Source organism: Amycolatopsis pretoriensis (genome assembly GCF_900107925.1).
GTDB lineage: Bacteria > Actinomycetota > Actinomycetes > Mycobacteriales > Pseudonocardiaceae > Amycolatopsis > Amycolatopsis pretoriensis.
This window is the reverse complement of the sequence record NZ_FNUJ01000004.1, coordinates 583,934-609,944: the sequence shown is the minus strand read 5'-3', so window position 1 is coordinate 609,944 and position 26,011 is coordinate 583,934. Positions and strand designations below refer to the sequence as shown.

Annotated in this window: 20 protein-coding genes and 1 tRNA gene; 3 read left to right on the top strand and 18 right to left on the bottom strand. The window is 70.5% G+C overall.

Translation table 11 applies throughout. The features are described from left to right. Positions 1-1,242 precede the first annotated feature (1,242 nt). Positions 1,243-2,742: a tyrosine-type recombinase/integrase gene (locus BLV96_RS20470; RefSeq protein ID WP_086680944.1), complete on the bottom strand. Its 1,500-nt coding sequence runs from the start codon at positions 2,740-2,742 to the stop codon at positions 1,243-1,245. 163 nt (positions 2,743-2,905) lie between these two features. After that, positions 2,906-2,982 (bottom strand) — tRNA-Thr (locus BLV96_RS20465). A gap of 133 nt (positions 2,983-3,115) precedes the next feature. Here BLV96_RS20465 and BLV96_RS20460 point away from each other — a divergent pair. Beyond that, entirely contained in the window at positions 3,116-4,780 is a 1,665-nt protein-coding gene (locus BLV96_RS20460) for a hypothetical protein (RefSeq protein WP_208608282.1), read from the top strand. Positions 4,781-4,832: 52 nt separating this feature from the next. Here BLV96_RS20460 and BLV96_RS20455 read toward each other — a convergent pair whose 3' ends face one another. The 8 genes from BLV96_RS20455 to topA form a co-directional block, all read right to left on the bottom strand. Then, positions 4,833-6,038, bottom strand: coding sequence for a DNA polymerase III subunit delta' (locus BLV96_RS20455; RefSeq protein ID WP_086680946.1), 1,206 nt, complete (start codon positions 6,036-6,038; stop codon positions 4,833-4,835). Beyond that, a complete protein-coding gene (locus BLV96_RS20450; RefSeq protein WP_086680950.1) occupies positions 6,035-8,164 on the bottom strand; it encodes a bifunctional MFS transporter/dTMP kinase in 2,130 nt (709 codons plus the stop codon). The genes BLV96_RS20455 and BLV96_RS20450 overlap by 4 nt, the downstream gene beginning before the upstream one ends. A 148-nt stretch (positions 8,165-8,312) precedes the next feature. Next, a complete protein-coding gene (locus tag BLV96_RS20445; RefSeq protein ID WP_086680952.1) occupies positions 8,313-8,933 on the bottom strand; it encodes a hypothetical protein in 621 nt (206 codons plus the stop codon). A gap of 923 nt (positions 8,934-9,856) precedes the next feature. After that, positions 9,857-10,648, bottom strand: coding sequence for a hypothetical protein (locus BLV96_RS20440; protein WP_086684244.1), 792 nt, complete (start codon positions 10,646-10,648; stop codon positions 9,857-9,859). Beyond that, positions 10,641-10,823, bottom strand: coding sequence for a hypothetical protein (locus tag BLV96_RS20435; protein WP_086684247.1), 183 nt, complete (start codon positions 10,821-10,823; stop codon positions 10,641-10,643). The genes BLV96_RS20440 and BLV96_RS20435 overlap by 8 nt, the downstream gene beginning before the upstream one ends. Continuing rightward, a complete protein-coding gene (locus BLV96_RS20430; protein ID WP_086684250.1) occupies positions 10,816-11,607 on the bottom strand; it encodes an ESX secretion-associated protein EspG in 792 nt (263 codons plus the stop codon). The genes BLV96_RS20435 and BLV96_RS20430 overlap by 8 nt, the downstream gene beginning before the upstream one ends. 86 nt (positions 11,608-11,693) lie before the next feature. Beyond that, positions 11,694-12,302, bottom strand: coding sequence for a hypothetical protein (locus tag BLV96_RS20425; protein WP_244180348.1), 609 nt, complete (start codon positions 12,300-12,302; stop codon positions 11,694-11,696). Positions 12,303-12,424: 122 nt separating this feature from the next. Next, positions 12,425-15,304: a type I DNA topoisomerase gene (gene topA / locus BLV96_RS20420; protein ID WP_208608281.1), complete on the bottom strand. Its 2,880-nt coding sequence runs from the start codon at positions 15,302-15,304 to the stop codon at positions 12,425-12,427. Between the two features lie 296 nt (positions 15,305-15,600). Here topA and BLV96_RS20415 point away from each other — a divergent pair, with 296 nt between their 5' ends. Then, a complete protein-coding gene (locus tag BLV96_RS20415; RefSeq protein ID WP_086684252.1) occupies positions 15,601-16,407 on the top strand; it encodes a S1 family peptidase in 807 nt (268 codons plus the stop codon). An 18-nt stretch (positions 16,408-16,425) separates the two neighbouring features. On the opposite strand, the gene BLV96_RS20410 is transcribed toward BLV96_RS20415, so the two are convergent. From BLV96_RS20410 to BLV96_RS20400, 3 genes are all read right to left on the bottom strand, one after another. Next, positions 16,426-17,076 carry a hypothetical protein gene (locus BLV96_RS20410; protein ID WP_086684255.1) on the bottom strand — a complete coding sequence of 217 codons (651 nt, stop codon included), beginning with the start codon at positions 17,074-17,076 and terminating at the stop codon, positions 16,426-16,428. Between the two features lie 41 nt (positions 17,077-17,117). Continuing rightward, positions 17,118-17,708, bottom strand: coding sequence for a hypothetical protein (locus BLV96_RS20405; RefSeq protein ID WP_086684258.1), 591 nt, complete (start codon positions 17,706-17,708; stop codon positions 17,118-17,120). A 149-nt stretch (positions 17,709-17,857) separates the two neighbouring features. Next, the gene (locus BLV96_RS20400) at positions 17,858-20,155 is read right to left on the bottom strand and encodes a sodium-translocating pyrophosphatase (RefSeq protein ID WP_086684261.1); all 2,298 of its coding nucleotides are present in this window, start codon (positions 20,153-20,155) and stop codon (positions 17,858-17,860) included. Positions 20,156-20,505: 350 nt separating this feature from the next. On the opposite strand from BLV96_RS20400, the gene BLV96_RS20395 reads away from it, so the two are divergent. Beyond that, complete coding sequence (locus BLV96_RS20395) at positions 20,506-22,974, top strand: DEAD/DEAH box helicase (protein WP_091389433.1); 2,469 nt, start codon at positions 20,506-20,508, stop codon at positions 22,972-22,974. Positions 22,975-23,057: 83 nt separating this feature from the next. On the opposite strand, the gene BLV96_RS20390 is transcribed toward BLV96_RS20395, so the two are convergent. The 5 genes from BLV96_RS20390 to BLV96_RS20370 all read right to left on the bottom strand — a co-directional run bounded on the left by BLV96_RS20390 (position 23,058) and on the right by BLV96_RS20370 (position 25,924). Then, positions 23,058-23,672: a bifunctional DNA primase/polymerase gene (locus tag BLV96_RS20390; RefSeq protein ID WP_086685184.1), complete on the bottom strand. Its 615-nt coding sequence runs from the start codon at positions 23,670-23,672 to the stop codon at positions 23,058-23,060. Positions 23,673-24,309: 637 nt separating this feature from the next. Further along, positions 24,310-24,675 (bottom strand): Rv3654c family TadE-like protein, encoded by a 366-nt coding sequence (locus BLV96_RS20385; protein WP_086685326.1) that lies wholly within the window; start codon positions 24,673-24,675, stop codon positions 24,310-24,312. Continuing rightward, the gene (locus BLV96_RS20380; protein ID WP_091389390.1) at positions 24,662-24,997 is read right to left on the bottom strand and encodes a TadE family type IV pilus minor pilin; all 336 of its coding nucleotides are present in this window, start codon (positions 24,995-24,997) and stop codon (positions 24,662-24,664) included. Before BLV96_RS20380 ends, BLV96_RS20385 begins: the two co-directional genes overlap by 14 nt. Before the next feature lie 20 nt (positions 24,998-25,017). Next, positions 25,018-25,182: a DUF4244 domain-containing protein gene (locus tag BLV96_RS20375; RefSeq protein WP_091389387.1), complete on the bottom strand. Its 165-nt coding sequence runs from the start codon at positions 25,180-25,182 to the stop codon at positions 25,018-25,020. Positions 25,183-25,210: 28 nt separating this feature from the next. Next, a complete protein-coding gene (locus tag BLV96_RS20370; RefSeq protein WP_091389385.1) occupies positions 25,211-25,924 on the bottom strand; it encodes a type II secretion system F family protein in 714 nt (237 codons plus the stop codon). Between the last annotated feature and the right edge of the window lie 87 nt (positions 25,925-26,011).

Genomic DNA, 26,011 nt, shown 5'->3' with positions numbered 1-26,011 from the left:
GCACGAAGTCGGCGAGCCCGTCCTGGATGCCGTCGACAAACTGCGGAGGCCCGCCGGCGGCAACGCAGGCCGAGGCGGGCTCCGATCGCAAGATCGAGCGATATGACACTCCAGGCCAACGTTGAGCGAAGGTCGCGACCCGGTGGTTTACAAGCCACTTCGCGAAGTCCTACGGAACCTCCAAACCAGAAAATACTAGGTTACTCCAGGAATTACCAGAGGCGATTGTTCAGCCATATTCAGCACTCCCCTGCACCATTTTGCACCATTTTGCACCAAGTACTGTGCACCAGTACTCGCCAAACATCGACATGCGGCGCCATGCGTCGCCATGCGTCAGCATGCGCCCTGGTCAGCACATAGAAGCACATAACCACACACCGAGACCATGATCCAAAAGAGTCACAAAGAGTCGCACGAGCTCTTCGTTTCTCTTCCCACCCCTTCCTGCACCTGACGCGACGCGCCGAGAAAGGGGGTGTCACGTGACCAGTGCGGCCGCAGTGGGCTAACGTACGTCGACCAACTCGCATTAGAAAGCGCTCGGTCCCCCTGGTTTCCTAGGCCATGACGGGGGTCCGAGCGCCTCATTGCCCGCGTAGGAGCGGCCCCATGGTATCCAACCTGCCCTCTGCGCGGCGCACCTTGCGCACCGGCATGGCGGGCAACACGTGTCAGGCCCCGAACAAGACCAACACTGCTCCGGCTCACGAAGCGTTCGGTCGCAAGTGCGAGCACGAAATCGATCCAGGCCGCCCTTCTCCCGGCGGAGGAGCGCTCACGGCACGCAAAGACCATGGTCTGCTTGCGCCGCGCCCCAAGTCGGGACATGCTGGTAGGGCCTACAACTTCACACCGAACAACTTCAGCTCTCAAGGGTTCCCTGAGAAGGGGGCTCGGGCGCCCCGAGGCACAGGAAAGGTGCCTCGATGCGCCTGGCGCGTCAGGTCAGACCTCCGGGTCGGCAATCCGCGGGAGCAAGGGAATCACGTCGATGACCAGTGAAATTGTTCAAGTTGGTGGGGTTGCAGGGACGGCACTGGTCGTTCGGTACGTGACGCAGTTGATCGTGATCGTCTGGTCCTTGCGAGCAGACGAGCCGGGTCGCAAACATGCAATCCGGCTACTCGAACTGCTTCGCGGCTCGCGACGCCAACGCCGTCCACCCCCGTAGATGGGCCCGTTTCGACCTAGCGCCCCCACTCCGCCGAAGCGGGCCCTCCGGGGGGCTCAAATCGAACCCTACTTTTCGCGATGCTCGCGCAAGCCGATGACTTTCGCGGGCTCCACCTCACCGGCAGATGCCGGGTCAACGACCACTGCGCGCTTGCCTCGGCTCACGCTCACCAGCCCGGCGGCCCTCAGCTGCGCTATGGCGCGCTGAGCCGTCCCAAACGACACCTCGTACCGCTTCGCCAGGTCTACGACCGTCGGGAGCTGGTGGCCGGGCGCGAGCACACCAGCCACGATCGCCCCCTGGAGATCCTTCGCGATGCGCTTGTACGGGCTCTCGTCCTCGGGCGCGACATCCGGCGTGGCCGGTACGAGCTTGCCTTCCGCACTGAGCACGACCGGCAGATCAGGCAGTCGCCCGGCGAGGGTGCCGGATGCGCGGTCGTCGGCTTCTGCAACCCACGCGCTGTAGACCTTCAACGTCGTCGAGCCGCCGCCACCGTGGCCCAGCCGTCCGGCGACCGTTCGGATGTCCGTGCCGGCCGCGATCAGCTCGGTTGCCGAGTAGTGCCTGAGCTGGTGGATGTTCATGTCCCAGCCGAGGCGGGCGCACATCCGGGCGTAGCGCTGGCTCACCGAGTCGGGCTTGAGCCATGTACTGCCGTCCGGTGCGAGCGAGAAGATCCGGGCCTCGGGCTTCAGCGTCTTCAGCCCGGCGCGCTCTGCGCAGTGTTCGCGGTACGAGCGCAGCAGGGCCACGGTGCGCTCGTCGAGCGAGATGCGGCGCTGCTGATGCGTCTTCGTGGCCTTCTCCCACGTCTTGCCGCCTGACTGGGCGATGCTGCTCCGGATTGTCAGGACGCGGGTCGAGAAGTCGAGCCGATCCCACGCAAGCGCGCACAGCTCGCCCCGCCGCGCGCCCGTGATGAACGCGAGCCAGACGAGCATTCCCCAGTCGAGTTCTCGCCATGCCTCCGTCGCGATCCGAGCGGCCTGCTCCACAGTCGGCGGCTTCGGGTCGGGCCGGGGCACCGGAAGCGGCTCGGCGAGGTCGAACGGGTTGACGCCGATCCAGCCCCAGCGGACCGCGCGCTTGCCAGCGCCGGTCAAGATCGCCTGGATCTTGCGGATCGAGCTGTCGGCCAGCGGCTTGCACTTGTGCGGCCCGCACCGGTTGTCGCACTCGTGCGGCCGGTCCGTGCGGTGCTCAACGAAGCTGCGGCCCCGGCAGTGAGCGCGGCACGTTCCGAGTTGCTTGTAGAACGAATCCAGGATCTCGCCGTCCAGCTTGCCGAGCGCGGAGTCCCCGAGCAGGGGCTGGATGTGATTCCGGACCAGAGATTTGTAACCCTCGCGGGTGGTTTCTTCGATCTTCACCAGTTCGAAGTACCGGTCAAGCAGCTGAGACACGGTCGCGCGGGTCCGTGAGCTGCGCTTTTCGTCCACCTGGTTGAGGAACTTGGTCCTGAGCTTCTCCGCCTCAGCTGCGGCTTTGGGACCAGCGGGCACCACCTCATCCAGGTAGTACCGCTTCTTGGTCACGGGGTCGATGCCCGCGTAGACCTTCACTCTGAGTGACCCGCTGGGGAGCGTCACGATCTCGCCGCGAGTGCGCTTCCGAGAGCTGTTTGCGCTGGTCATAGGGCCAGCATACGACTGAGCGGCTACACGGATGGCTACACAGAAAGCAACCAGGGACCCTCCGGAATCCGGAAAGTCCCTGGTCAAGTGGTGGAGCCGCCTAGGGGAATCGAACCCCTGACCTATTCATTACGAGTGAATCGCTCTGGCCGACTGAGCTAAGGCGGCATGTCTCCGGCTCGCGCTGGCGACGGTAGCAAGTGTAGCGGAGGCTCTGCGCGTCACTTTCCGGGGGGACCGTCGTTAGGGCCCTATGACGTCGGTCTCACTCCCCGGTCGACCTATCTGGAGGCTCTGGCACATGCGGCGAAGACTGCCCCGTTCGGTGGCCCTGCCGGCGGCTGCCGCGTTGGTCTTGTTCAGCGCGGTGCCGGCGTACGCCGATCCGACCTATCCGACGACGCCGATCCCGCAGCCGGCGAACCCCGGGCAGGCGCCGATCTCGGCGCCCATCGGGCCGCAGCCGCTGGGGCAGGCCGTCGGGGATGCCGGGACCGCGCTCGGGATCATCCGGCTGCTGCCCAACGCCGTGCCGACGAAGACCATCCTGCCCGGGTTCGGGGACACCCTGCCGAAGCAGTCGGCGCTCGAGGCGGGCATGGGCCTGTCTAGCGCGTCGGCGAACTCCGACGCCTACCTCAGCTACGAGAAGGCGATCGCGCAGGCGTCGCCGTTCGGGTTGTCGATCGGCGGGAACGCGCCGCAGACACCCGGCAGCGTCGTGCAGACCGCGTTGCCGGACAACCCGCAGCCGATCAGCGGCGGCCTCAACGCGCCGTCGAACCCGCTGCTGAACGTCGGGCTGCTGAACGGGAGCGCGCACGCGCGGTGGAGCCCGACGCTCGGCCCGTGCGTCGACACCATCGCGGACGCGAGCACGTCCGTGGCGAGCCTGTCGCTGCTGAACGTCATCCCGTCGATGCCGAACCTCGGCCTCGACGCGCTGAAGCCGAAGCTCGACCCGAGTTCGCTGGCCAGCGGGTTCGACCTGACCAAGGGCCTGCAGAGCCTGGGTGGCCTGCTGCAGGGCGGCGGGCAGACAGCGGCGAACGGCACCGGCTCGCTGCTGAGCCTGCCGAACACGCTGTCGTCGCGCTCGCAGGTGAAGCTCGTCGACGTGCCCGGCTCGAAGAACAAGGCCGTGCAGTCGACGTCGACGCTGCAGGCCGCGGACATCGAGATCCTCAAGGGCACCCCGCTGGCGCTCAGCCTCAAGGTGGCCAGCCAGCCGACGCTGAAGGTGACCTCCACCGGTGACGCGAAAACGTCCAAAGTGGAGTACACCGCGCCGGTGCTGACCATCGCGGCCGGCGGCAAGACGCTGTACACGCTGGACGCGGCGCACCCGACCAAGGACATCCCGATCGGGCTGCCGCTGAAGGGCCTGAGCGACCAGTTCGGGCAGCTCAACGACATCCCGGTGGTCGGCGGCCTCGTCTCGACGCTGACCAACGGCATCCAGCAGGTCGGCGACACCGCCGGCACGGTGCTGGACCTGGGTGTCCTGCGGCTGAGCATCGCCGGGCTGGACCAGAAGTCGGCGAACATGACCACGCCGTTCAAGGGCTTCCAGCTGGGCGCGTCGGCGCGGTTGTTCGACCTGCAGCTGCTGCCGACGACGAAGCTCAAGAGCCTGCTGCCGGACGACCAGGCGAAGAACCTGCCGTCCTCGCTGGCCCAGCTGTCGCTCGGCGAGCAGGTCGCGCGGGCCTACGCGCCGACCGGCGGCGTCGTCTGCGGGTCGACGTCGACGCCGCCCGCGGGCGGTCAGGCGCCGAAGGGACCGGTGAAGAACCTCGCCTACACGGGCGGCGCGTACGACACCGTGCCACTGTTCTGGTCGGGCACGGCGATGTTGCTGCTGGGTGTGGTGATGGTGGCCGCGATGCCGGGCACGCGCCGGCGTCCGTTGGCGATCGCCGTCGAAGAGAAGCCGTTCAAGCCGTCACCGCGTCCGCGCGACTGACCCGAGGGGTGTGAAGGAGCCCGCCAGGTTCGACTGGCGGGCTTCTTCGTGCTCAGCCCTGGCGGAGAGTCGTGACCATCGCTTCGACGGCGATGCGCGGCTTCACGTTCAAGTCGATCGCCTCTCGGCATTCCAGCACCGCTTCGAGACGGCGCAGCGTCGACTCCGGCGTCCACGCCTGCGCCGCTTCGCGGATCTGGTCGGCGTGGTCGGGGTGGTTGAGCGTCGCGCCGGAGCGCGTCGTCGTCACCAGGACGTCCCGGTAGAAGCCGGCCAGGTCGATCAGGGAGAGGTCGAGCGTGTCGCGCTGTGTGCGCGTCGCGCGGGACTTCTGCTTCTTCTCCAGCTGCTTGACCGCCGCTTCGGCCGCCCGCTTCGCGCCGGCGACACCCTTGCCGACGCCGTCGCCGCCCATCGCCGTCCGCAGCTCGTTGCGCTCGTCTTCGTCACGGGCCTTGCTCGCCTCGCCCGCGTCGGCCTCCGCCGCGCTGATCAGCTGGTCCGCGCTCGTGAAGACGTCGCTCGGCCGCCGCAGGCCCAGCGGGATCCGCAGCACCGTGGCCCGCCGCTGGCGCGCGGCCTCGTCCGTGGCGAGCCGGCGCGCGCGGCCGACGTGGCCGCCGCACACCGAAGCCGCCCACTGCGCGCGCTCGGGGTCGACGTGGTCGCGGCGGACCAGCACGTCCGCGATCGCTTCCGGCAGCGGCGTCCGCAGCGTCACCAGGCGGCAGCGCGAGCGGATCGTCACCGAGACGTCCTCGGGGTGGTCCGACGGCGCGCAGAGCAGGAAGACCGTGCGGTCCGGCGGCTCCTCGACGGCCTTCAGCAGCGCGTTCGACGCGCCTTCGGTGAGCCGGTCGGCGTCCTCGATGATCACGACCTGCCAGTGGCCGGTGGTCGGGCGGCGCGCGGCCGCCTGCACCAGGGCCCGCATCTCGGCGACCGAGATGGACAGGCCCTCCGGCACCACGAGCCGGACGTCGGCGTGGGTGCCCGCCATCGTCGTGTGACAGCCGGGACAGGCGTCGCAGCCGGTCCCGGTGCTGCACTGCAGAGCCGCGGCGAACGTCCGCGCGGCCACCGAGCGGCCGGACCCGGGCGGGCCGGTGAGCAGCCACGCGTGCGTCATCGCGCCGGGCGGGGCGGGCTCCCCGGCGACGATCTTCGCGGCGGCGGACGCGGCGGCGCTCAGCGTTTCGACCGCGGGATCCTGGCCGACGAGCTGGTTCCAGACGCCGATGCGCTCGGTCGTCGTCACTTCGCCTCCACGCGAGGCTCTTCCGGGGTTTCGACGGGCAGGGTGACGTCGACGTCGACGTCCAGCGGCAGCGTCACCGGCTTTTCCGTCGCCGGCGCGAGCGCGGACAGGCGGCCGACGAACACGGCGCGCAGCGCAGTGCGGATGCGCTCGGCCACCTCGGCGTCGGTGCCGTCGGCGTCGATCACGACGTACCGTTCCGGGTCGGCCGCGGCCATCTCGGTGAGCAGGTGCTGGACGCGCCACTGGTCGTTCATCGCGGTCGACCGGTCGCGCGGCGCGCCGTGCGGCGCGGAGTCCAGCAGGACGGTCAGGTCCGGGCGCAGCCGCCCGGTCGCCCAGTCGGCGAGGCCTTCGAGCTCGTCGCTGTCCAGGCCGGCGACGGCCGAGAGGTGCGCCAGCGGCGAGTCGACGAACCGCTCCATGACCACGACGGAACCGGCGTCGAGCGCCGGCTGGACGTGCCGCTCGACGATGTCGGCCCGCACCGCGGCGGCGGCCAGCGCCTGGGCCCGCGCCCCGGTCAGCGAAGCGCCGGAGACGAGGGCGGTGAGCCGCTTGTCGTCGAGGGCCGGATCGGCCGCGACGACGACCGGCCGGGTGCCGCCGCGCATCCAGTCGGCGAGGTTGACGGCCTGGATCGCCGTGTTGATCGCGGTGGTGCCCTCGACGGCGATCAGGAAGCCGTTGACGCGCCGCGGCGTGCGGCGCAGCGCGTTGCGCAGGTCGGAGAGGATCGGCTCGGTGCGCTTGTCGTCCATCTGCCGATAGGCGAAGAGGCCCGCGACCAGGGCGATCACCGCGCCGACGAGCATCACCGGGCGCGTGCCGTCGATGGTGAGCGGACTGCCCCAGACGCTGATCGTGTGTCGCTGCACCGCGCCGACGATCAGCGGCACGGTGACCGTGGTGCCGAACAGCACCAGCTTCATCATCAGCTGGTAGATCGCGTTGATCCGGCCGCGGATGGCGTCCTCGACCCGGGAGCCGATGATCGTCACACCGGTGAGGAACGCGGTTCCGGCGCAGACGCCGACCAGCACGACGGCGATCAGCGAGATGGTCAGGTGCGGCGACAGCGCCACCAGCGAGAGCGAGACCGCGGCCGCGATGATCGAGAGGCCGAACAGGCGGTCGTGCGGGAGCCGGCGGGCGAGCTTCGGCGCGAAGACCATGCCGGTGGCGAGGCCGAGGAAGACGGCGAGGACGAGCAGGCTGAACGCCGAGTCACCGGCCAGCAGGCTCGAGGAGTACGGCTTGGCCGAGCCGATCACGGCACCGCCGGCGGCGAACGCGCCGAACGCGCCGACCAGCAGGCCACGCACGAGCGGCGTGCTGCGGATGAACCGGAAGCCGTCGGCGATCATCGTGCCGACGCCGAGCTTCTCTTCGTCGGCCTGCTTGACCTTCTGCTCCGGCAGCGCGTGGACGTTGCGCAGCGACAGCTCGGGGATGCGGGTGGCGATGATGATCGCGCTGGCCAGGTAGAGCAGGCCGGTGATGATGACGACCAGCTTCGCGATGCTCAGGCTCGCGCTGTCCCCGGGGAACAGGTGGAAGGTCGTGTTGACGCCGGTGATGATCGCGTTCGCGCCGGCCGCGGTGATGACGGCAAGGCCGTAGGTCATCACCATGCCGAGCTGGTTGGCCGTCTCGACCTGGTCGGGCCGGCGGAGCAGGTTCGGGACCGCGGCCTCTTTCGAGGGGATCCACATGCTCGCGGCGCTGCCGACGAGGAAGTTGCCGACGAGCAGCCACCACGGCGCGCTGACGATCGCGACGGACAGGAGGAACCCGCACCGCAGCAGGTCGGCGACGACCATCACCTTGCGGCGGTCGAACCGGTCGGCGAGCAGCCCGCCGACGGGCGCGAACAGCAGGCCCGGCGCCAGGCCGGTGAGCACCACGCCGACGAACGCGAAGTTCTGGGCGAAGTAGTTGTCCGTGAGCTTCGTGGCCAGGCCGGTCAGGGCGAGGATGTTCAGCCAGTCGGCCACGCTGCACAGGTACGTGACGCCCCAGAGGCGCCGGAACGGTTTGATCGCCAGTACCCGCCGGACCCGGTTGATCGTGGACGCCTCGGCGCCCGACGACCTACCCGGGCCGGCCCCGGGTACCGATCGCACGCCCTCGCTGATACGCCCACCCCACTAGTCACGGCGGTGCCGGACGCCCTCGTGAGGTCGCCCGACCGTGAAGTCAGGGTAGCCCGATCGGCCCTTGCCGCGCGGACGGCCCCGAGGTCCCGGCGGGACGGGGACCAGCGAGCGGACGCTAGTCGAACAGCCCGGTCACGCTGCTGACCAGGCTGGAGACCAGCTCGATGGCGACGAAACCGAACACGATCAGCAACACGACGGCGAGCATCACCCCCGCCGCACTCGACGACGGCCGGTTGAACGCCGGCATCGACATCGCCGGCAGCCGCCGCCGCTTGACGGGCACCACCTCGAGGTCTTCGTCGAAGTCGTCGCCGGCGTCCACGGGCGGCTTCCGCCGCAGGGGTCGCTGCAACGGCGGCCGGTTCGGCCAGGTGCGCCGCCGGTTCCGCTGCCGCGGGAGCAACCCCATCGGCGGAGCGGCTCCTCCGCCGACGGTGCTCGTGGTGCCCGCGGGCGGGATCGCCTCCGGGGCCTTGGTGTCGTCCTCCCGGAGGGTTTCCTCGACCATCCGGCGCACGGCCTCTTCGTCGTGCGGCACCGGCCCGGCCACCGGGATGGCGGGGGGCTCTTGGCCATTCGCGACCGCGGTACGTGGCTCGGGGTCGGTCGTGACCAGCCCCGAGACGGGGTCGGCGAACACTTCGCCGGGTACTGCGGACAGAGTGCCGTCGCGCTGAGTGAGCTCGGGGGCATTGAAGAAGGGAGCCTCACCGTTCGCGCTCATGGTGACCACCTCACTACTGAATGTCCTCGCCTTTCCAGGGTAGCGACGCTGGCGGATAACGCATCCGCCCAATGGCTCTGTCTCCATTGGAGGGTCGGTCACGCAGCGCAAGCCCGTGCCCGAACCCCCAGCAGTGTCCAGTCCGCCGGTGGTCCGGTCGACCGCCAATGGTGACTGATTGTAGTGAGTCCGGTCACAGGGACTGGCGGCGGGGCGGTGGCCGGCAGGTGGCCTTTGGTGACCAGTTTGCCGGGTTCTGGTCGGGTTGGGCATGAGTTGGCGTCGAGGCGGAGGTGGGTGGGGTACGCCGGTTGGGGGTGCGGGTTGGGCGGTTGGAGCAGCGACGGGTTTGGGCGGGCGGCGGCCGGTCCGGTGCGATGGCGAGGGGCGTGGGTTCGCGGGCGCGGGTTGGGGCTGCGCTTGGGCGCGGCCGGGCCCGCGGCGGGCCGAGCAGCCGCTGCAGCGGGGCTTGCGTTGCCGCGCCCACCGGCGGGCCGGCTCCGGGGTTGGGCGAGGCAGCCGGGGCCGAGTCGGCGCTGCGGGTCGGGCCGGCCTGGCACCGCATAGCTCGGCTCGGGCCGGGCTGGCCCGGCCTGGCACCGCATAGCTCGGCTCGGGCCGGGCTGGCCCGGCCTGGCACCGCACAGCCCGGCTCGAGTCCAGTCGGGCTGGCCCGGCCCGGCACCGCACAGCCCGGCTCGAGTCCAGTCGGGCTGGCCCGGCCCGGCACCGCACAGGCCGGCTCGAGTCCGGTCGGGTTGGGCGGTTCGGGCCGGGGCAGCTTGAGTCGGCCTGGGCACTCGGCTCGGGTCGGCCGGTCGGCACGATGCGGGTTGGAGCGGTGCGGGTTGGAGCGGTGCAGGTTGGAGCGGGTTGGTTTGAGTCGGGTCGGCTCAAACCAACCCGTCGGCGGGGTCACCGCGCCCCTTTGCTCAGGGCACCTCCTCCTGTCCCAGGTCGATCATCTTTCGGCACCAGTCTCGGAGCATTCCGCGGCTGAACGGGCTCAACACCAGCTGGCGGAAGCCGTCGCCGCGGTCCAGCGCTGCCAATGCGAATCTGCCGAGGTCCGTGTCCACCAAGACGAACCCGTGGTCGGGGAACTCCGCGCACAAGCCGCCGAAGGCGAGCATGTCCAGGACCGCCGTGCCCGAGCGGGGCCTTGCCAGCAGCTCGCGCATTGCCCAGACGTCGTCGTCCTGGCCGTCGTGGACCAGGCCGTCGTCGTCCACCGCCAGCCAGATCGCGCGTGGGGACGCGCCGAACGGGACCTCCGGCAGCTCCGCCACCAGCATCTCCGGCAGCTCCTCGAAATCCGCCAGGTGAATCGCCGTGCGGCCCGGCAGCGAGCCCATCATGAACGCCCGCTCGCCGTCCGCGTAGCAGCGGATGTCCGCCGTCTCCGGCTCGCCGTCGAACACGCCGCACAGCGCCGCCCGGACCGAGCCGCGCAGCATCAGCGACACCACCTCGAAGCCCAGCTCGTTCAGCTCACCCTCCTCGCCGAACGGTGTCCCGTCGATCCAGGCCGCCCACGCCGTGTGGCGCTCGACCTCGGCGACCAGGTCCGCCGGGTCGTCCGAGACCGGGCCGTGGACCAGGATGTCGTGGTCGCTGACGTCCGGGTTGTAGAGCCGGTCGACCGGGTCCCGGTCCGGCATCGCCGCCAGCACCGGACCGGCCGCCAGCTCGAGCAGCTCGCGGGCCGCCGTGCGGTCAGCCATTCCGCCGCCTCTCGCTCGGACCGGGCTCGTCGTCCGCGCGCGGCTCCGGAACGCCGCTGTTCAGCTCGGCCGCCTCGAGGATCGCGTCGCGCACCGTCAGGTCCCGAGGAGCCGCCGCGACCACCCTGTCCACTCCCTCCCCGTCCGTCGTCCGCACCGGCTCGTGCTCAGGCATGGCTCTGCACCGCCTCGACGATCCACTGCTCGGCCGTGCTCCGCGAGGCCGGACCCCACGTCACCGTCCAGCGGCCGGTCCGGCCGACCGCCGCGCTGAACTGGTAGCGGCCCAGGTCGTTGTCCACCAGCCCGAACGCGCCGTGCGGGTACTCGGCCAGGATCGCGTCGCGCACCGCGAGGTCGACCAGCACCGTGCCCAGCCGCGGCCGGGCCGCGCACTCCCGGATCTGCTCGATCGCCCGCTCGCACCGGCGCGGGATCAGGCCGCCCTCGTCGGTTTCGATGCGCAGGTGCGGCCCGGGCCCCGGCGGCCGGTCGGGCAGGCCGTCGAACACCCAGCCCGGCAGCTCGCTCAGGAAGCCGGACCGCAGCCGCGCGCGGTTGCCCAGCTTGTGCAGCACCGTGGTGTAGTCCTCGTCGCCGAAGAACCGCACCTCCCACGGCTCCCGCCGGGCCGGGAAGACGCCGGTGACCACGCCGCGGATGAACCCGCCGCGCAGCGCCCGGTACAGCCCGACCGCTTCCGCCGTGACCTCGCCGCCCGGGGCGAGGCCGATCGCGGCCATCCCGGCGACGAACCGGGTGTACTGCTCCACCTCGTCGGCGAGGCTCGACGCGGGCGAGGAGCGACGCCCCGGCAGCGGTTCGGTGTCCGCCAGCACCGGCGGGATCTCGAACTCGGGGTCGTAGAACTCCATCACCGAGGGCCGCTCCGGCACCTCGGCCGAGAGCGGAGCGATGACCTCGTCGATGACGTCGAAGACGGCGACTGAAGTGTTCACCCCTAGATTGAACACCCTGGCACCGACAATTTCTCGCACATATGTTCGAGAGGGTGACGTCGTTCGGTGAACGGTCGGCGAGCGGTTCACGCATGCTCCGGCACCCGCCCTTCGACGAACTCCGCGAGCCGGTCGACACTGCCGGGCACCCACCAGAGCCGACGGTGGCCGCCCCGCGGTCTGCTCAGCGCCGCCAGGTGCCGGCCGCGGTCGTCGTCGACGAACGCGAGCACTTCCCACCGCGACGGCGTGCCATCGCGGGCGATGTCGAGCTGGACGGTGCCGCGCCGGGGCCGCCGCAGGTCGTCCATCAGATCGAGGACGAGGCACTCCTGCTCGGGCTCGAGCACACCCCGCTCGTCGGCGTCGAGGTACAACCCGCCGCCAGGTGCCGGCGGCAGCGGAGGCAGGCGCGTCAACGCCAGGCGAAGCAGCTCCGCGACGCCGCCCGGCGAAGGCCCGGACAGGCGCAGGCCGTCCCCGCGGATCCCGAACTTGACCCGATCGTCGAAGAACGCCGAAGTCCACGGCTCGTCGGACATCGCGACGGCGACGCCGCAGACGCCGCGGGTGCCGATGAAGCCGGTGAGTGACTCCATCATGTCCATGGCGGTGGCGCTGCCGGCGGCCGCCGCGCGGACCGGCTTGAGGATCTTGGTGGTCACCGAGTGCACGGTGCGTGGTGTCTTGGTCACGCGTCCATGAAACCCGAGACCACCGACAATTTCCCGAACATCCGTTCGAGAGGTCACCCGAAAGTGTGGCCGGGCGCCGTGAAGGCCCCCGGCGGACCAGGGGCCTTCACGAGCGAGCGGTCTTACTTGGCCTTCGTCGCGGTGGAGCTGCGCTTCGTCGTGGTGGACTTGGCGGCCGCGGTCTTGGCGGTCTTGCTCGTGCCCGCCTTGACCGTCTTCGCCGTCGTCGACGCCGGCTTGCGCGCCGGTGCCTTCCGCTTCGGCGCCGGGCCCTTCGCCCGCTTCTCGGCCAGCAGCTCGGACGCCCGTTCCGCGGTCAGCGACTCGATCTCGTCGCCCTTGCGCAGGGTCGCGTTGTACTCGCCGTCGGTCACGTACGGGCCGAAGCGGCCGTCCTTGACGACCATCGGCTTCTTCGAGACCGGGTCCTCGCCGAGCTCCTTGAGCGGCGGCTTCGCCGTCGCGGAGCGCCCACGCTGCTTCGGCTCCGAGTAGATCTTCAGCGCCTCTTCGACCGTGATCGAGAAGAGCTGGTCCTCGGTCGAGAGCGACCGCGAGTCCGTGCCCTTCTTCAGGTACGGCCCGTAGCGCCCGTTCTGCGCGGTGATCTCGTCACCGGACTCCGGGTCCTTGCCGACCACGCGGGGCAGCGAGAGCAGCTTCAGCGCATCGTCCAGCGTGATGGTCTCGATGTCCATCGACTTGAACAGCGAGCCCGTACGCGGCTTCGGCGCCTTCGCCTTGGCCGCCTTCTTCTGCGCGGCCGTCGCGTCTTCGGGGATCTCGATCTCCGGCAGCACTTCGGTGACGTACGGCCCGAAGCGGCCTTCCTTCGCGACGATGTCGTGCCCGCTCACCGGGTCGGTGCCCAGCGTGCGGCCCTCCTGCGGGGTCGCGAACAGCTTCTCCGCGATCTCCTGCGAAAGCTCGTCCGGCGGCAGGTCCTCGGGCAGGTTCGCGCGCTGCGACTCGCCGTTGACCTCGCGCTCGAGGTACGGCCCGTAGCGTCCGACGCGGACGACGACCGTGTGCCCGTCGGCGTCGCTGAACAGCGGGATCGAGTTGATCTCGCGAGCGTCGATGTCCTCGACGCTGCCCTCGACCAGCTTCTTCAGCCCGCCCAGGCGGCCGATCGAGCCGTCGACGCCCATGTCGCCGCCGAAGTAGAACTTCGACAGCCACTGCGCGCGCTGCTCGTTGCCCGCCGCGATGCGGTCGAGCTCGTCCTCCATGCCGGCGGTGAAGTCGTAGTCGACGAGCCGCTCGAAGTGCCGTTCCATCAGGCCGATCACGGCGAACGCGACCCACGACGGGACGAGCGCGGAGCCCTTCTTCCAGACGTACCCGCGGTCCTGGATCGTCTTGATGATCGACGCGTACGTCGACGGCCGGCCGATGCCCAGCTCTTCCAGCTTGCTGACCAGGCTCGGCTCCGAGTACCGCGCCGGCGGCGAGGTCGTGTGGCCGTCCGGGTTCAGGTCCGACGCGGTGAGGTCCTGGTCCTTCTCGAGCACCGGCAGGCGGCTCTGCTTGTCATCGGCTTCGCCACCGGTCTCGGTGTCGACGGCCTCGACGTACGCCTTGAGGAAGCCCGCGAAGGTGATCGTGCGGCCCGAAGCGGCGAAGGTGCACTCCTCGCCCGAAGTCGCGTTGCCGACGATGCGCACGGACATCGTGGTGCCCTTGGCGTCCGCCATCTGCGACGCGATCGTGCGCTGCCAGATCATCTCGTAGAGGCGGTACTCGTCGGTGTCCAGCTCGCTCGCGACCTGGCCCGGCGTGCGGAAGACCTCGCCCGACGGCCGGATCGCCTCGTGGGCCTCCTGCGCGTTCTTGACCTTGCGCGTGTACTGGCGCGGCGACGGCGAGACGTACTCCTTGCCGTACAGCTGCGTGGCCTGGCTGCGCGCCGCCGAGATCGCCGACTCCGACAGCGTCGTCGAGTCGGTACGCATATAGGTGATGTAACCGTTCTCGTACAGCTTCTGCGCGATCCGCATCGTGCGCTCGGAGGTGAACCGCATCTTGCGGCCGGCCTCCTGCTGCAGCGTCGAGGTCATGAAGGGCGCGTACGGCTTGCGCGTGTACGGCTTCTCTTCGACGCTCGAAACCTTGAAGTCACGCTGCTTCAGCGCGTCGGCCAGGCGCCGCGCGTCGGCCTCCGCGAGCACGCGGACCTCGGTGTTCGAGGACTTGAGCTGCCCGTCCGAGCCGAAGTCGCGACCGGTGGCCAGGCGCGCGCCGTCGACGGCGACCAGGCGCGCCGGGAAGTTCCGCGGCGAGGCCTCTTCACCCGCGTCCATCGTCGCCGAGATGTCCCAGTACGACGCCGAGGTGAAGCGCATCCGCTCGCGTTCGCGCTCCACCACGATCCGGGTCGCCACCGACTGGACGCGGCCCGCCGAGAGCTTCGGCATGACCTTCTTCCAGAGCACCGGCGAGACCTCGTAGCCGTAGAGGCGGTCGAGGATGCGGCGGGTCTCCTGGGCGTCGACGAGGTCGGCGTCCAGCTCACGGGTCGAGTCGGCGGCCGCGCGGATGGCCTGCTCGGTGACCTCGTGGAAGACCATCCGGCGGACCGGGACCTTCGGCTTCAGCGTCTCGAGCAGGTGCCACGCGATGGCCTCGCCCTCGCGGTCGGGGTCCGTGGCGAGGTAGAGCTCGTCGACGTCCTTGAGCAGCCCCTTCAGCTCGGTGACCTTGGACTTCTTGTCCGGGGTCACCACGTAGAGGGCCTTGAAGTCGTTGTCGACGTCGACGCCGAGGCGCGCCCAGGACTCGCCCTTGTACTGGGCGGGCACGTCGGCAGCGCCACGCGGCAGGTCGCGGATGTGCCCGACGGAGGACTCGACGACGTACCCGCCGCCCAGGTAGGGGGCGATCTTGCGGGCCTTCGTCGGGGACTCGACGATCACCAGCCGCCGGTGCCCGGCGCCGTTGTCCGCCGAGGCTCCGTTCTTCTTGGTCCGTGCTCCTGCCACGCTGTCCTGCTCTCCGCTCATCTCGTCCCGCCAGGCGGAACTGCACCACGTCCCTGCCCAGGGCCCGCGTCTCGACCTGCCAGTGTGCACGCTGTCGCGGCCCGGACGGCGTGGAGGTGGCCCAACACGCCGCCGTTCCTGTGTCCAGCGCATCGCCGCTGACCTCGACGATGTTTCCCCAACGTACCCGCCACGTGATTTCGGCCACGTCCCGCGCAGCCTAGCGCGTGACCATCCGGATACCCTCCGTTCGACGGTGGTGGGCGCGGGGACGTCACCGCTTCACTGGTTTCCCCGCCCAGCCGAAAGGATCCGCCATGACCCGACGCCTCCTCGGCGCCCTGCTCACCGCCGCGACCGCCACAGTATTACTGGGGACAACCCCGGCGAGCGCGGCCGCGGCGAACTTCGCCGGCACGGTAGCCCTCTCCAACTGCTCGGGCTCGGTCGTGAAGCCGGCGGCGACGCCCGACTCCGCCCCCGCGCTCGTCATGTCCAACGGGCACTGCCTCGAGGCCGGCTTCCCGGCTCCTGGGCAGGTCATCACCAACCGCTCGTCGAGCCGCACGTTCACGCTGCTCAACTCCGGCGGCGGCAACGCCGGCACGCTGCGCGCGAAGAAGATCGTCTACGGGACGATGACCGACACCGACGTGTCGCTCTACCAGCTCACCACCACCTACGCGCAGATCAAGTCGAGCTACGGGATTTCGCCGCTGGAGCTGTCCAACGCGCACCCCACGGCCGGCGCCGCGATCGACGTCGTCTCGGGCTACTGGAAGCGGATCTACTCCTGCAACATCGACGGTTTCGTCTACCGCCTGAAGGAGGGCAGCTGGACCTGGAAGGACTCGATCCGCTACACGTCCGCCTGCCAGACCATCGGCGGCACGTCGGGCTCGCCGATCGTCTCCGGCGGCAAGGTCGTCGGCGTGAACAACACCGGCAACGAGGACGGCGCCCGCTGCACGGACAACAACCCGTGCGAGGTCGACCAGGCCGGGAACGTCACCGTGCACTACAAGACGAACTACGGCCAGGAGACGTACGGCATTCCCGCGTGCCTCACCGCGGCCAACGAAATCGCCCTCACGCAGGCCGGCTGCACCCTGCCCCGGCCGTGACGCGCCGCCCGCGCCCGGTCAGGCCGTGCTCGTCACGGCCTCCGGGTGCGGGACCGGCTGCGGTGCCGCGCCGGGCCACGCCGCTTCAGCGCCCGGTGGCGGTTGCCCGATCAGTTCCAGCAGCGCCTCCAAGCGGCGTTTCCCAGTGATTTTGACGGCCGGGACCTCGGCCTTCGGGCCGGTCAGCTTCGCCGCGACACCCAGCGGCGTCAGCGCCTCGACCAGCCGCTCGTGCATGTCCGGCGCCAGCGGGTCGACGCCCAGCAGGTAACCCTGCGTGCCGGGCCGGCCGCCGGCCAGCACCCACATCCGCAGCATCGCCCCGCTCAGCCGGAAGTCGTCCGGGACGGCTTTGCCCGAGTCGTCCTCCGCCGGGCCCGCGCAGCCCTCCCGCAGCCACCTCAGCGCCAGCGGGAACAGGTCGACGCGGAAGGACGTGCGCACCTGCGGGTTGCCGCACTCGGCCTTCGAGACCTGCACGTCGGCACCTCGGCAGCGGAACTCGCGCGCCAGGACGTGCGCCCGCCACGGCTCCTCGACGACCACCGACAGCCGGGCGGCCGTGCGCCCGAAGCCGGTGATCTGGCCGTGGCAGCACAACAGGCCGGCCAGGTCACCCAGACCCGGCCCGCTGGCCTCGGCGGAAAAGAGCGAGATCGTCCGATCCACCGCGCTATACTAGAACACAAGTTCGATTCAGCGCGAGATCTTCACCTGGGAGATTGATCGAGCTGGCGGCATGCCGGAGCCCGTTGCTCCGCCGCGGCCAGCGCGGGCACGCCCTCGAGGCCCTTGAGGTAGTCGAGGGCGTCGATGCGATCGAGCGTGGCCTTGGCCTCGCCGAGCGCCTCCTTGGTGGCCGCCGCGTCGCCGCGGACGGCCTCGATGCGCTGACGGGCGTTCTCGGCCTGCGTGCGGATCTCGGAGAACTGGCCGATGACGTGCTCGCGGCCACCGTCCGCCGATGGCACCGGGGGCGCGCCGAGCGCGTTCAAACCGGCCAGGCTCTGGTCGAGGCCGCCGACCACGGAGGAAAGCAGGTCACTGGACGTCCTCGACGCCTGCTGCGGCGTGCTGGGGTCGACGGACGGCAGGTCCGCCAGGGTGCGGACCAGGTGCGTCACCGCGCCGCAGTAGGCGTCCGCCCATCTCGCCGCGGGATCGGCCTGCGGCACCACGGTCGTCACCGACAGACCCTGGTCCCGCGCCGGCGACTGCGCGGGGGCTTGCTGCCCGCAGCCGGCGAGGCCGATCGTGATCGTCGTGGTTAGGGCGGCGAAGACGGTTGACCGCGGCCGCACCTGAACACCTCCTGCTCGACGACGTCCCGGACGGCCCGACGGTACCGACTCGGTGCCGCTTCGCAAGTCGCCGGGCCTGTGTGGGATGGCCTGACACGCCCCGGGCCCGGCACGCGACGCTGCGTGCCGGGCCCGGGAACGGTGGTGCGTCAGGCCTTGATCTCCGTCGGGGTGTCGGAGAGGACCGTGCCCCGGCGCTTCGAGACCACGATCGCCGCCACGATGATGGCGACCGCGACCAGCGAGATGATGATGCGCACGGCGGCGTTCTCGTCCGGACCGATCGAGAACTGGACGACGGCGGGCGCGATCAGGACCGAGACCAGGTTCATGACCTTGATCAGCGGGTTGATCGCCGGGCCGGCGGTGTCCTTGAACGGGTCACCCACGGTGTCACCGATGATGGTGGCCTCGTGCGCGGACGAGCCCTTGCCACCGTGGTTGCCGTCCTCGACCAGCTTCTTCGCGTTGTCCCACGCGCCACCCGAGTTGGCGAGGAAGATCGCCATCAGGGTGCCGCAGGCGATCGCGCCGGCCAGGTAGCCGGCGAGCGCGCCGGTGCCCAGGCCGAAGCCGACCGCGATCGGGGCGAAGACCGCGAGCAGGCCCGGCGTCGTCAGTTCACGCAGCGAGTCGCGCGTGACGATGTCGACGACCTTGCCGTACTCGGGGCGGGTGGTGCCCTCCATGATGCCCGGGATGTCGCGGAACTGGCGACGGACTTCGTAGACGACGGCGCCGGCCGCGCGGGAGACCGCGTTGACGGCGAGACCCGAGAACATGAACACCACGGCCGCGCCGATGATGACGCCGACCAGCGTGTTCGGGCTGACGATCGCGTTGACGAACGACTTGGCCGCGTCCATGCCGGTGACGACGCCGTTGCCCATGCCGGCCAGCGTCTTCGTGATCGCGTCCGAGTAGGAGCCGAAGAGCGCGGTCGCCGCGAGGACGGCCGTCGCGATCGCGATGCCCTTGGTGATGGCTTTGGTGGTGTTGCCGACCGCGTCCAGCTCGGTGAGGATCTGCGCGGCCTTCTCGTCGACGTCGCCCGACATCTCGGCGATGCCCTGCGCGTTGTCCGAAACCGGGCCGAAGGTGTCCATCGCGACGATGACGCCGACGGTGGTCAGCAGGCCGGTACCGGCCAGCGCCACGGCGAACAGCGCGACGCCGCCGCCCAGCAGGTACGCGCCGAACACGGCCGCGCCGATCACCAGCGCGGTGTAGACGGCGGACTCGAAACCGACCGAGATGCCCGAGAGGATGACGGTCGCGCCACCGGTCTCCGACGTCTGCGCGACGTCCTTGACCGGCTTGTACTCGGTGCCGGTGTAGTAACCGGTCAGCTTCAGGATGACCGCGGCGAGCACGATGCCGATGATCACCGCGATGGTCGCGATGACCGCCGGGTTGCCCGAGTTCTCGAAGCCCGCGCCGAAGTCGGAGAAGCTGCTCGGCAGGTAGACGAACGCCGCGATCGCCGACAGGACCGCGGAAATGACCGCGGAGATGTAGAAGGAGCGGTTGATCGTGACCAGACCGCCTTCACCCGCGCGCGCCTTGGTGATGTAGACACCGATGACGGCGGTGATGACACCGATGGCGGGGACGATCAGCGGGAAGATCAGGCCGTGCACGCCGAAGGCGGTGCTGCCCAGGATCAGCGCGGCGACCAGCATGACGGCGTAGGACTCGAAGAGGTCCGCGGCCATGCCGGCGCAGTCGCCGACGTTGTCGCCCACGTTGTCCGCGATGGTCGCGGCGTTGCGCGGGTCGTCCTCCGGGATGCCCTGCTCGACCTTGCCGACCAGGTCCGCGCCGACGTCGGCGGCCTTGGTGAAGATACCGCCGCCGACACGCATGAACATCGCGATCAGGGCGGCGCCGAAGCCGAAGCCCTCGAGCACCTTGGGCGCCTGGCCGGTGTAGACCAGCACGACGACCGCGGCACCGAACAGGCCGAGGCCGACGGTGATCATGCCGACGACACCACCGGTGCGGAACGCCACGCGCATGGCGACCTCACGGCCGCCTTCCTCGCGCGACGCGGCGGCCACGCGCAGGTTCGCCTGCGTGGCCAGCCACATGCCGAGGTAGCCGATCGCGAACGAGAAAGCCGCACCGACCAGGAAGAAGATCGAACGGCCGATCTTCTCGTTCCAGTCGTCGGCGGGAAGTGCGAAGAGCAGGAGGAACACGATCACGCCGAAAATGGCGAGGGTGTTCCGCTGCCGCTTGAGGTAAGCGGCCGCGCCTTCCTGCACCGCCTTGGCGATGTCCTGCATCTTGGCGGTGCCCTGGCCTGCGGCCAGCACCTCCTTGAGCAGGACGTAGCCGATGACGAGTGCGGCAAGCGCGACCACGGCGACTACACCGACAATCGTGTAGCCACCTCCGGTGAGCGCAATGTTGCCTGCGCCCTCCGTGAGGAACTGCCGTGACATTCGTCCTCCAGGAGACGTCGCCGATCGCCAGCGTCGACGGCAAGCCGAGGGTTCGACACGGCCGACGCTGGCATGGACCCTGTACCGAGCGACACGCTAGCCGTGCGGCGATGCACGTCTCGCATGACGCTCACCACAGAGGGTGTGGATTGCGGGAGTGTATTGGTATCGCAACCAGCGCCTTTAAGGCGTCCCCGGGACAGTACATTCCGTTACCTTGTGAGCCTCCTCACTTGATCGATCCCTCTGGCCGGATTCCGTTGGGGCTCCGGCGATCTGGCGGAACTGTCGTACCCCTGTGCCAAGCTCGGCGGGTGGACGAATCACGGGGCCGGCGGCTGCTGGGGCGGGTGACCGCCGGCATCCCCGCGCGCGAAGACCCGGTCACGCACGTCGCGGACCTGCCGGGCCGGTCCGCGACGTGCGTGCCGTGGCCGTCGTGGGCCGATCCGGCGGTGGTCCGCGCGTTCGGTGACTGCGGGGTGGCGCTGCCGTGGGCGCACCAGGCGGAGGCGGCTTCGCACGCGTACGAGGGCCGGCACGTCGTGGTTTCGACCGGCACGGCGTCGGGCAAGTCGCTCGCCTACCAGCTGCCGGTGCTGTCCCGGCTGGCCGCGGGCGAGAAGACGAACGCGCTCTACCTGTCGCCGACCAAGGCGCTGGGGGCGGACCAGCTGCGCTCGGTGTCCTCTTTGGACGTGCCGGGCGTCCGGGCGGCGTCGTTCGACGGGGACACGCCGATGGTGGAGCGCGACTGGGTGCGCGCGCACGCCAACTGGGTGTTCACCAACCCGGACATGCTGCACCGCGGGATCCTTTCGCAGCACGGGCGGTGGGCGGCGTTCTTCCGGCGGCTCGGCTGCGTGGTCGTCGACGAGTGCCACAGCTACCGCGGTGTCTTCGGCTCGCACGTCGCTTTGCTGCTTCGCCGGCTTCGGCGCGTGGCCGAGCACTACGGTGCTTCGCCGGTGTTCGTGCTCGCCTCGGCGACGACGGCTTCGCCCGCTTCGTTCGCTTCACGGCTTACCGGGGTTCCTTGTGAGGCGGTGACGGAGGATGCCTCGCCCCGCGGCGCCCGGACGGTGGTGTTGTGGGAGCCGCCGTTGCTGGAGGAGCTGACCGGGGAGAACGGCGCGCCGGTCCGGCGTTCGGCGGGCGCGGAGACGTCGCGAATCCTGGCCGACCTGGTCGTCGAGGGTGCGCGGTCGCTGGCCTTCATCCGGTCCCGGCGGGGCGCTGAGCTGGCCGCGCTGGGTACGCGTCGCATACTGTCCGAAGTGGACCCGGCGTTGACGGAAACCGTTGCGGCGTATAGGTCTGGATACCTTCCGGAAGAGCGTCGCGCACTGGAGGCGGCGTTGCTGTCGGGACGATTGCTCGGCGTCGCGACGACCAACGCTCTCGAGCTGGGCGTCGACATCGCGGGGCTGGACGCGGTGGTGCTGGCCGGCTACCCGGGCACGCTCGCGTCGTTCTGGCAGCAGGCTGGGCGGGCGGGCCGTTCGGGTGACTCGGCGCTGGTGGTGTTCGTCGCCCGGGACGATCCGCTGGACACGTACTTGGTGCACCACCCGGCAGCGTTGCTTTCGCGGCCGGTCGAGACGGCGGTGCTCGACCCGGCGAACCCGTACGTGCTGGCGCCGCAGCTCGCGTGCGCGGTGGCGGAGCTGCCGCTGACGGTCCCCGAGCTGGAGATGTTCGGCGGCGCGGCGGCTCAGGAGGTTCTGGCGGAGCTGACGGAGCAGAAGCTGCTGCGCCGCCGGTCGAGCGGCTGGTACTGGACGTCCCGCGACCGGCCGCACGCCGAGGTCGGGATCCGCGGCACGGGCGGCGAGCAGATCGCGGTGGTCGAGTCGGACTCCGGGCGGATGCTCGGGACGGTCGACCCGGGATCGGCGTGCTTCGCGGTCCACCCCGGCGCGGTGTACCTGCACCAGGGGTCGTCGTACGTCGTCGACGAGCTGGACCTGGACCAGGGGCTGGCGATGGTCCACGCGGAGAACCCGGACTGGACGACGACACCGCGCGAGATCGTGGACATCGCGGTGCTGAGCACGCAGGAGAAGCAGGAGTTCGGCGGGGTGAGCGTGTGCCTCGGCGAGGTGGCGGTGACGTCGCAGGTGGTCGGCTACCTGCGACGACGGCCCTCGGGCGAGGTGCTGGACAGCACGCCGTTGGACCTGCCGGAGCAGAGCCTGCACACGCGGGCGGTCTGGTACACGATCTCGTCGCCGCTGCTGGGGCCGGCGGTCGGGGGACGTCCGCGGGTTTCGGCATCGGCTTCTACATCGGCTTCGGCTTCGGCTGATGGCGAGGTGGGGACCGGGGGCCATCGGGTGGGGACCGAATCTGCGGGGCCGGTGGGGACCGGGGAGGAACCCCTGGCGAACGGTCGGGGGCCCGTTCACGAGGGTGGTGGCAGGGCACCGGGGAGTGCCGGACTGATTCCGGCACGAGTCCCCGGTGCCCTGCATGCCGCCGAGCACGCGGCGATCGGCCTGCTACCGCTGTTCGCTACGTGCGACCGATGGGACATCGGCGGGGTGAGTACCGCGTGGCACGAAGACACCGGGGAGGCGACGGTGTTCGTGCATGACGGCCATCCCGGGGGTGCGGGATTCGCCGAACGCGGTTATGCCGCGATTGTCCCGTGGCTGGCCGCTACGCGGGAGGCGATCGTCTCCTGCGAGTGCCCGACGGGCTGCCCGTCCTGCGTCCAGTCGCCGAAGTGCGGGAACGGCAACGATCCGCTGGACAAGGCGGGGGCAGTGGCTGTCTTGGGAACCGTGCTCGGGGCGTTGCGTCAACACGGTGCCTAGACGGCCACTTGGTGGTTCATGGAGTTGTGTCGTGCTCCGCCTCGACCGGGCTGGGACCGGCCGGCGGCGGTGGTTCGGGTGGTTCAGGCCGCGGTGGACTGGACCAGCTGCGGGGTTTCGGCACCGGCGAGCGCGCGGACGAGCACGTCGTGCACCTCGGCGGCGTCCGGCAGCTGCCAGCCGCAGACCTCGGGCTTGACGCGCCAGTGCACGACACCGTGCTGGAACGGCGACGGCGGCAGCGGGATGTAGCTGTCCTTGCCGTGCCACTGGATGTCGGCGCGCGACGCCAGCTCGGCCGGCACGCGGTCGGCGACGGTGGTGAGGAAGAGCCAGCGGCCGTTCGGCAGCGCGATGATCGGCGCCGGGTGACCGAGGGCGCGCAGCAGGCGGCAGGCGCGCTTGCCGAGTTCGTCGTCGACCTCGATGGCGTCGAGCACGGTGCCGGTCGCGACGAGGAGGCTGTGGGTGCGGTCGGAGAACCAGGTGGCGACCTCGTGGGCGTGGGTGCCGATCTGCTCGCGCCAGGTGTCACTGGCCGGCACCGGACGGCGCCAGGTCAGGTCGTCGCCTTCGGTGAGCGCGGGGTTGACGCCCGGGAGCACCGGCCAGCCGCGCCAGGCGAGACCGATCGCCTCCGCCCGCAGTTCGATGCGGAAGGCGCCGCGCCAGCTGTCCGGCCAATTCGCGTCCAACATTGTCTTTCCTGCCTTAGGTTCCGGTTCTCCGCGACCCGCTAAACCTTGCCGTGGTGTCGCACATCTCACTTAACGGCAAGTTGCACATTGCCCGGAACCCCCGCGCGACAACCGGTGGTTACGCGGCGATGAACGCCCGGTAGTCCCTACCGCCCGACCGAACCCGGCGGCGCGGATCGACGGTGAACGGCAGCCGCCCACGGACCGTTCGTCGCGCTGGCTCCCGGGCTCCGGGGTACTCGCACCGGCCGAGCGGCGGCTTTCGCGAGCGGTATCGGCGCAGGTGAGCGGGGTGGCCGACCGCTCGCCGTGCACTATCGACCGCTGCCCGTGACAATTCGCCACTTATCGTCCGCCCCGGCGGATCAGCCGGTCACCGTGGCATACCGACCGGTCGGCGTCCGGCGGGCGGGCGGCCCGCCGGGGGTCCCGGTGAGCGGTCACCGGCCGCGGCTGGGTCGACGGAGGTGGGTTGCATCGGCTGGCTCGGTCGCCGGGCCAGCGGTCGCTGGCGTGGGCTCCCTCCTATAGATGGGTCGCGGCGGTCGGACGATGGGTCCGGCGCGCGCCATGGCTGGCGAACCGGGCACCTTGGCCAGCCGGCGGGGTCCGGCGCGTGCCATGGTCGGTGGGCCGGTCACGGTGGCTGGCTCGTGGGTCCGGCTCGGGCCCTGGCTGATGGACCGGGCAGCCCGCCGAAGGGCAGGCCCGGTGCCTGCACCTCGACGAAGGCGTCCAGCCGCTGCCATCTGCACGTCAGGAGCGTGACCGCCATCCGATCCGCGATCCACCTGGCGCGCTCGCAGGCCCGGGCTGGGCCTTCCACTGCATGCGAGGCCGCCGCGAGCGCGCCCAGGTCGGCTGCTGTCTCTGCCCGGTGACGGGCGAGCACCGCGGTCGCGAGCCAGCAGCCGAGGAGCGCGACTCCCGTCAACGCGGCCACCGCCATCGCCGTCCAGATGGTGGCCACGCCGCTGTCCGGGTGTGGGTCAGCCGGGCGCATCGGCGACCTCCGTTCCTGGTTCGGCGACCGCGTAAGCCGTCGCTTGCAAGTCGACCGAGGGCAGCAGGCCGGCCACCGAGTGGGCAGTGACCTCGACCGTTATTGCGTCGCCTTCCTGGTGGATGGCGAGGTTCGCGCCCGGTGGGGCGATCTGGTGGACCGCCGATGCGGCCTCGTGGGGTTGGCCTCTGGCCAGGAGCCGGGCGGCTTCGCGGGCCGCGTCCGTGCAGCGGAGCTGGCTCGCCAGGACCGTCAGGCCCGCGACCAGCAGGACCGTCACCACGGTCAGGCCGGCCAGACCGAGCGCTGCTTCGACCGTCACCGCTCCTTCGTCTCTTCGGCTCACGACGGCACCGTCAAGGCCTTCATGACCAGGTTCGTCAGCCACGAGACGACCGAGTCGCCGGTGAGGAGGGTGTAGAGGACGGCCGCGAAAGCCGCGACGGCGACCGTGACGATCGCGTACTCGACCGTCGTGGAACCGTCGTCGGAGCGGGGCGCGCGCATGGGATTCCCTTCACTGCTTTGTCGGTGGTCAGAAGAGCGGGCCGAGACGTCCGGCCAGGCCGAGCACGACCGGCAGCACGCCCAGGCAGAAGAAGGCCGGCAGGAAACACAGGCCGACGGGCAGGGCCAGCGCCACGCCGGCCCGTTCGGCGCGCTCCTCCGCTTCGGTGGCGAGCTCCTCGCGGAACCGCCCGGCGAGGTCGGCGGCCGCCGTGGCGAACGCCGCGCCGGACCGGGATGTCCGGATCGCCGCGGCCGCCAGTTCGCCCGCGAGGGCCTGCACCGGTGCCCAGGCCTCCTCCGCCGGGGAACCGAGGGCCAGCAGGCCGGCGGTCGAGCGCAGTGCCGCGCCCGCTTCGGCCGGCGCGGTGTCGGCTACGGCGTCGAGTGCTGACGGCACCGGTAGACCTGCGCGGAGGCAGGCCGCCAGGAGGTCGAGTGTCCGGGCGAGGTGGAGCTTGGCGGTTGGGTCGAGGATGGGTGCTCGCGGCCGCCGGGTCCGGCGGACGGCCCACCAGCCGGCGGCGGTCACCACGGCTCCGATGACTGCGCCGGGGAGGCCGCCGATCAGGACCGCTGTCGAGATGCCGCCGAGGGTGGTCGCGAGGTGGGGGATCGTTCGGGGCCACTTGCGGGGCTCGGGGGCCGGGGTGCCGGACAGCCAGGTGAATCTGCGAGCTGCGGCTTCGCTCGGCCAGATGAGTAGAGCCGCGGCGCAGAGAAGGAGGGCGGTCGCGGTCATCGGCTGCGCCTCCGGCCGCTCACGGGACGGGGCGCGCTGGGCGGCAGTGCGGTCCGGGTCATCGGCCGCGCCTCCGCTCGTTCAGAG

Excerpts from the sequence above, each read along its gene's own strand:
- BLV96_RS20460 (WP_208608282.1), top strand. The coding sequence starts at position 3,116 with ATGCGGCGAAGACTGCCCCGTTCGGTGGCCCTGCCGGCGGCTGCCGCG.
- BLV96_RS20440 (WP_086684244.1), bottom strand. The coding sequence starts at position 10,648 with ATGGCTGACCGCACGGCGGCCCGCGAGCTGCTCGAGCTGGCGGCCGGT.
- BLV96_RS20435 (WP_086684247.1), bottom strand. The coding sequence starts at position 10,823 with ATGCCTGAGCACGAGCCGGTGCGGACGACGGACGGGGAGGGAGTGGAC.
- topA (WP_208608281.1), bottom strand. The coding sequence starts at position 15,304 with ATGAGCGGAGAGCAGGACAGCGTGGCAGGAGCACGGACCAAGAAGAAC.
- BLV96_RS20415 (WP_086684252.1), top strand. The coding sequence starts at position 15,601 with ATGACCCGACGCCTCCTCGGCGCCCTGCTCACCGCCGCGACCGCCACA.
- BLV96_RS20400 (WP_086684261.1), bottom strand. The coding sequence starts at position 20,155 with ATGTCACGGCAGTTCCTCACGGAGGGCGCAGGCAACATTGCGCTCACC.
- BLV96_RS20390 (WP_086685184.1), bottom strand. The coding sequence starts at position 23,672 with ATGTTGGACGCGAATTGGCCGGACAGCTGGCGCGGCGCCTTCCGCATC.
- BLV96_RS20385 (WP_086685326.1), bottom strand. The coding sequence starts at position 24,675 with ATGCGCCCGGCTGACCCACACCCGGACAGCGGCGTGGCCACCATCTGG.
- BLV96_RS20375 (WP_091389387.1), bottom strand. The coding sequence starts at position 25,182 with ATGCGCGCGCCCCGCTCCGACGACGGTTCCACGACGGTCGAGTACGCG.
- BLV96_RS20370 (WP_091389385.1), bottom strand. The coding sequence starts at position 25,924 with ATGACCGCGACCGCCCTCCTTCTCTGCGCCGCGGCTCTACTCATCTGG.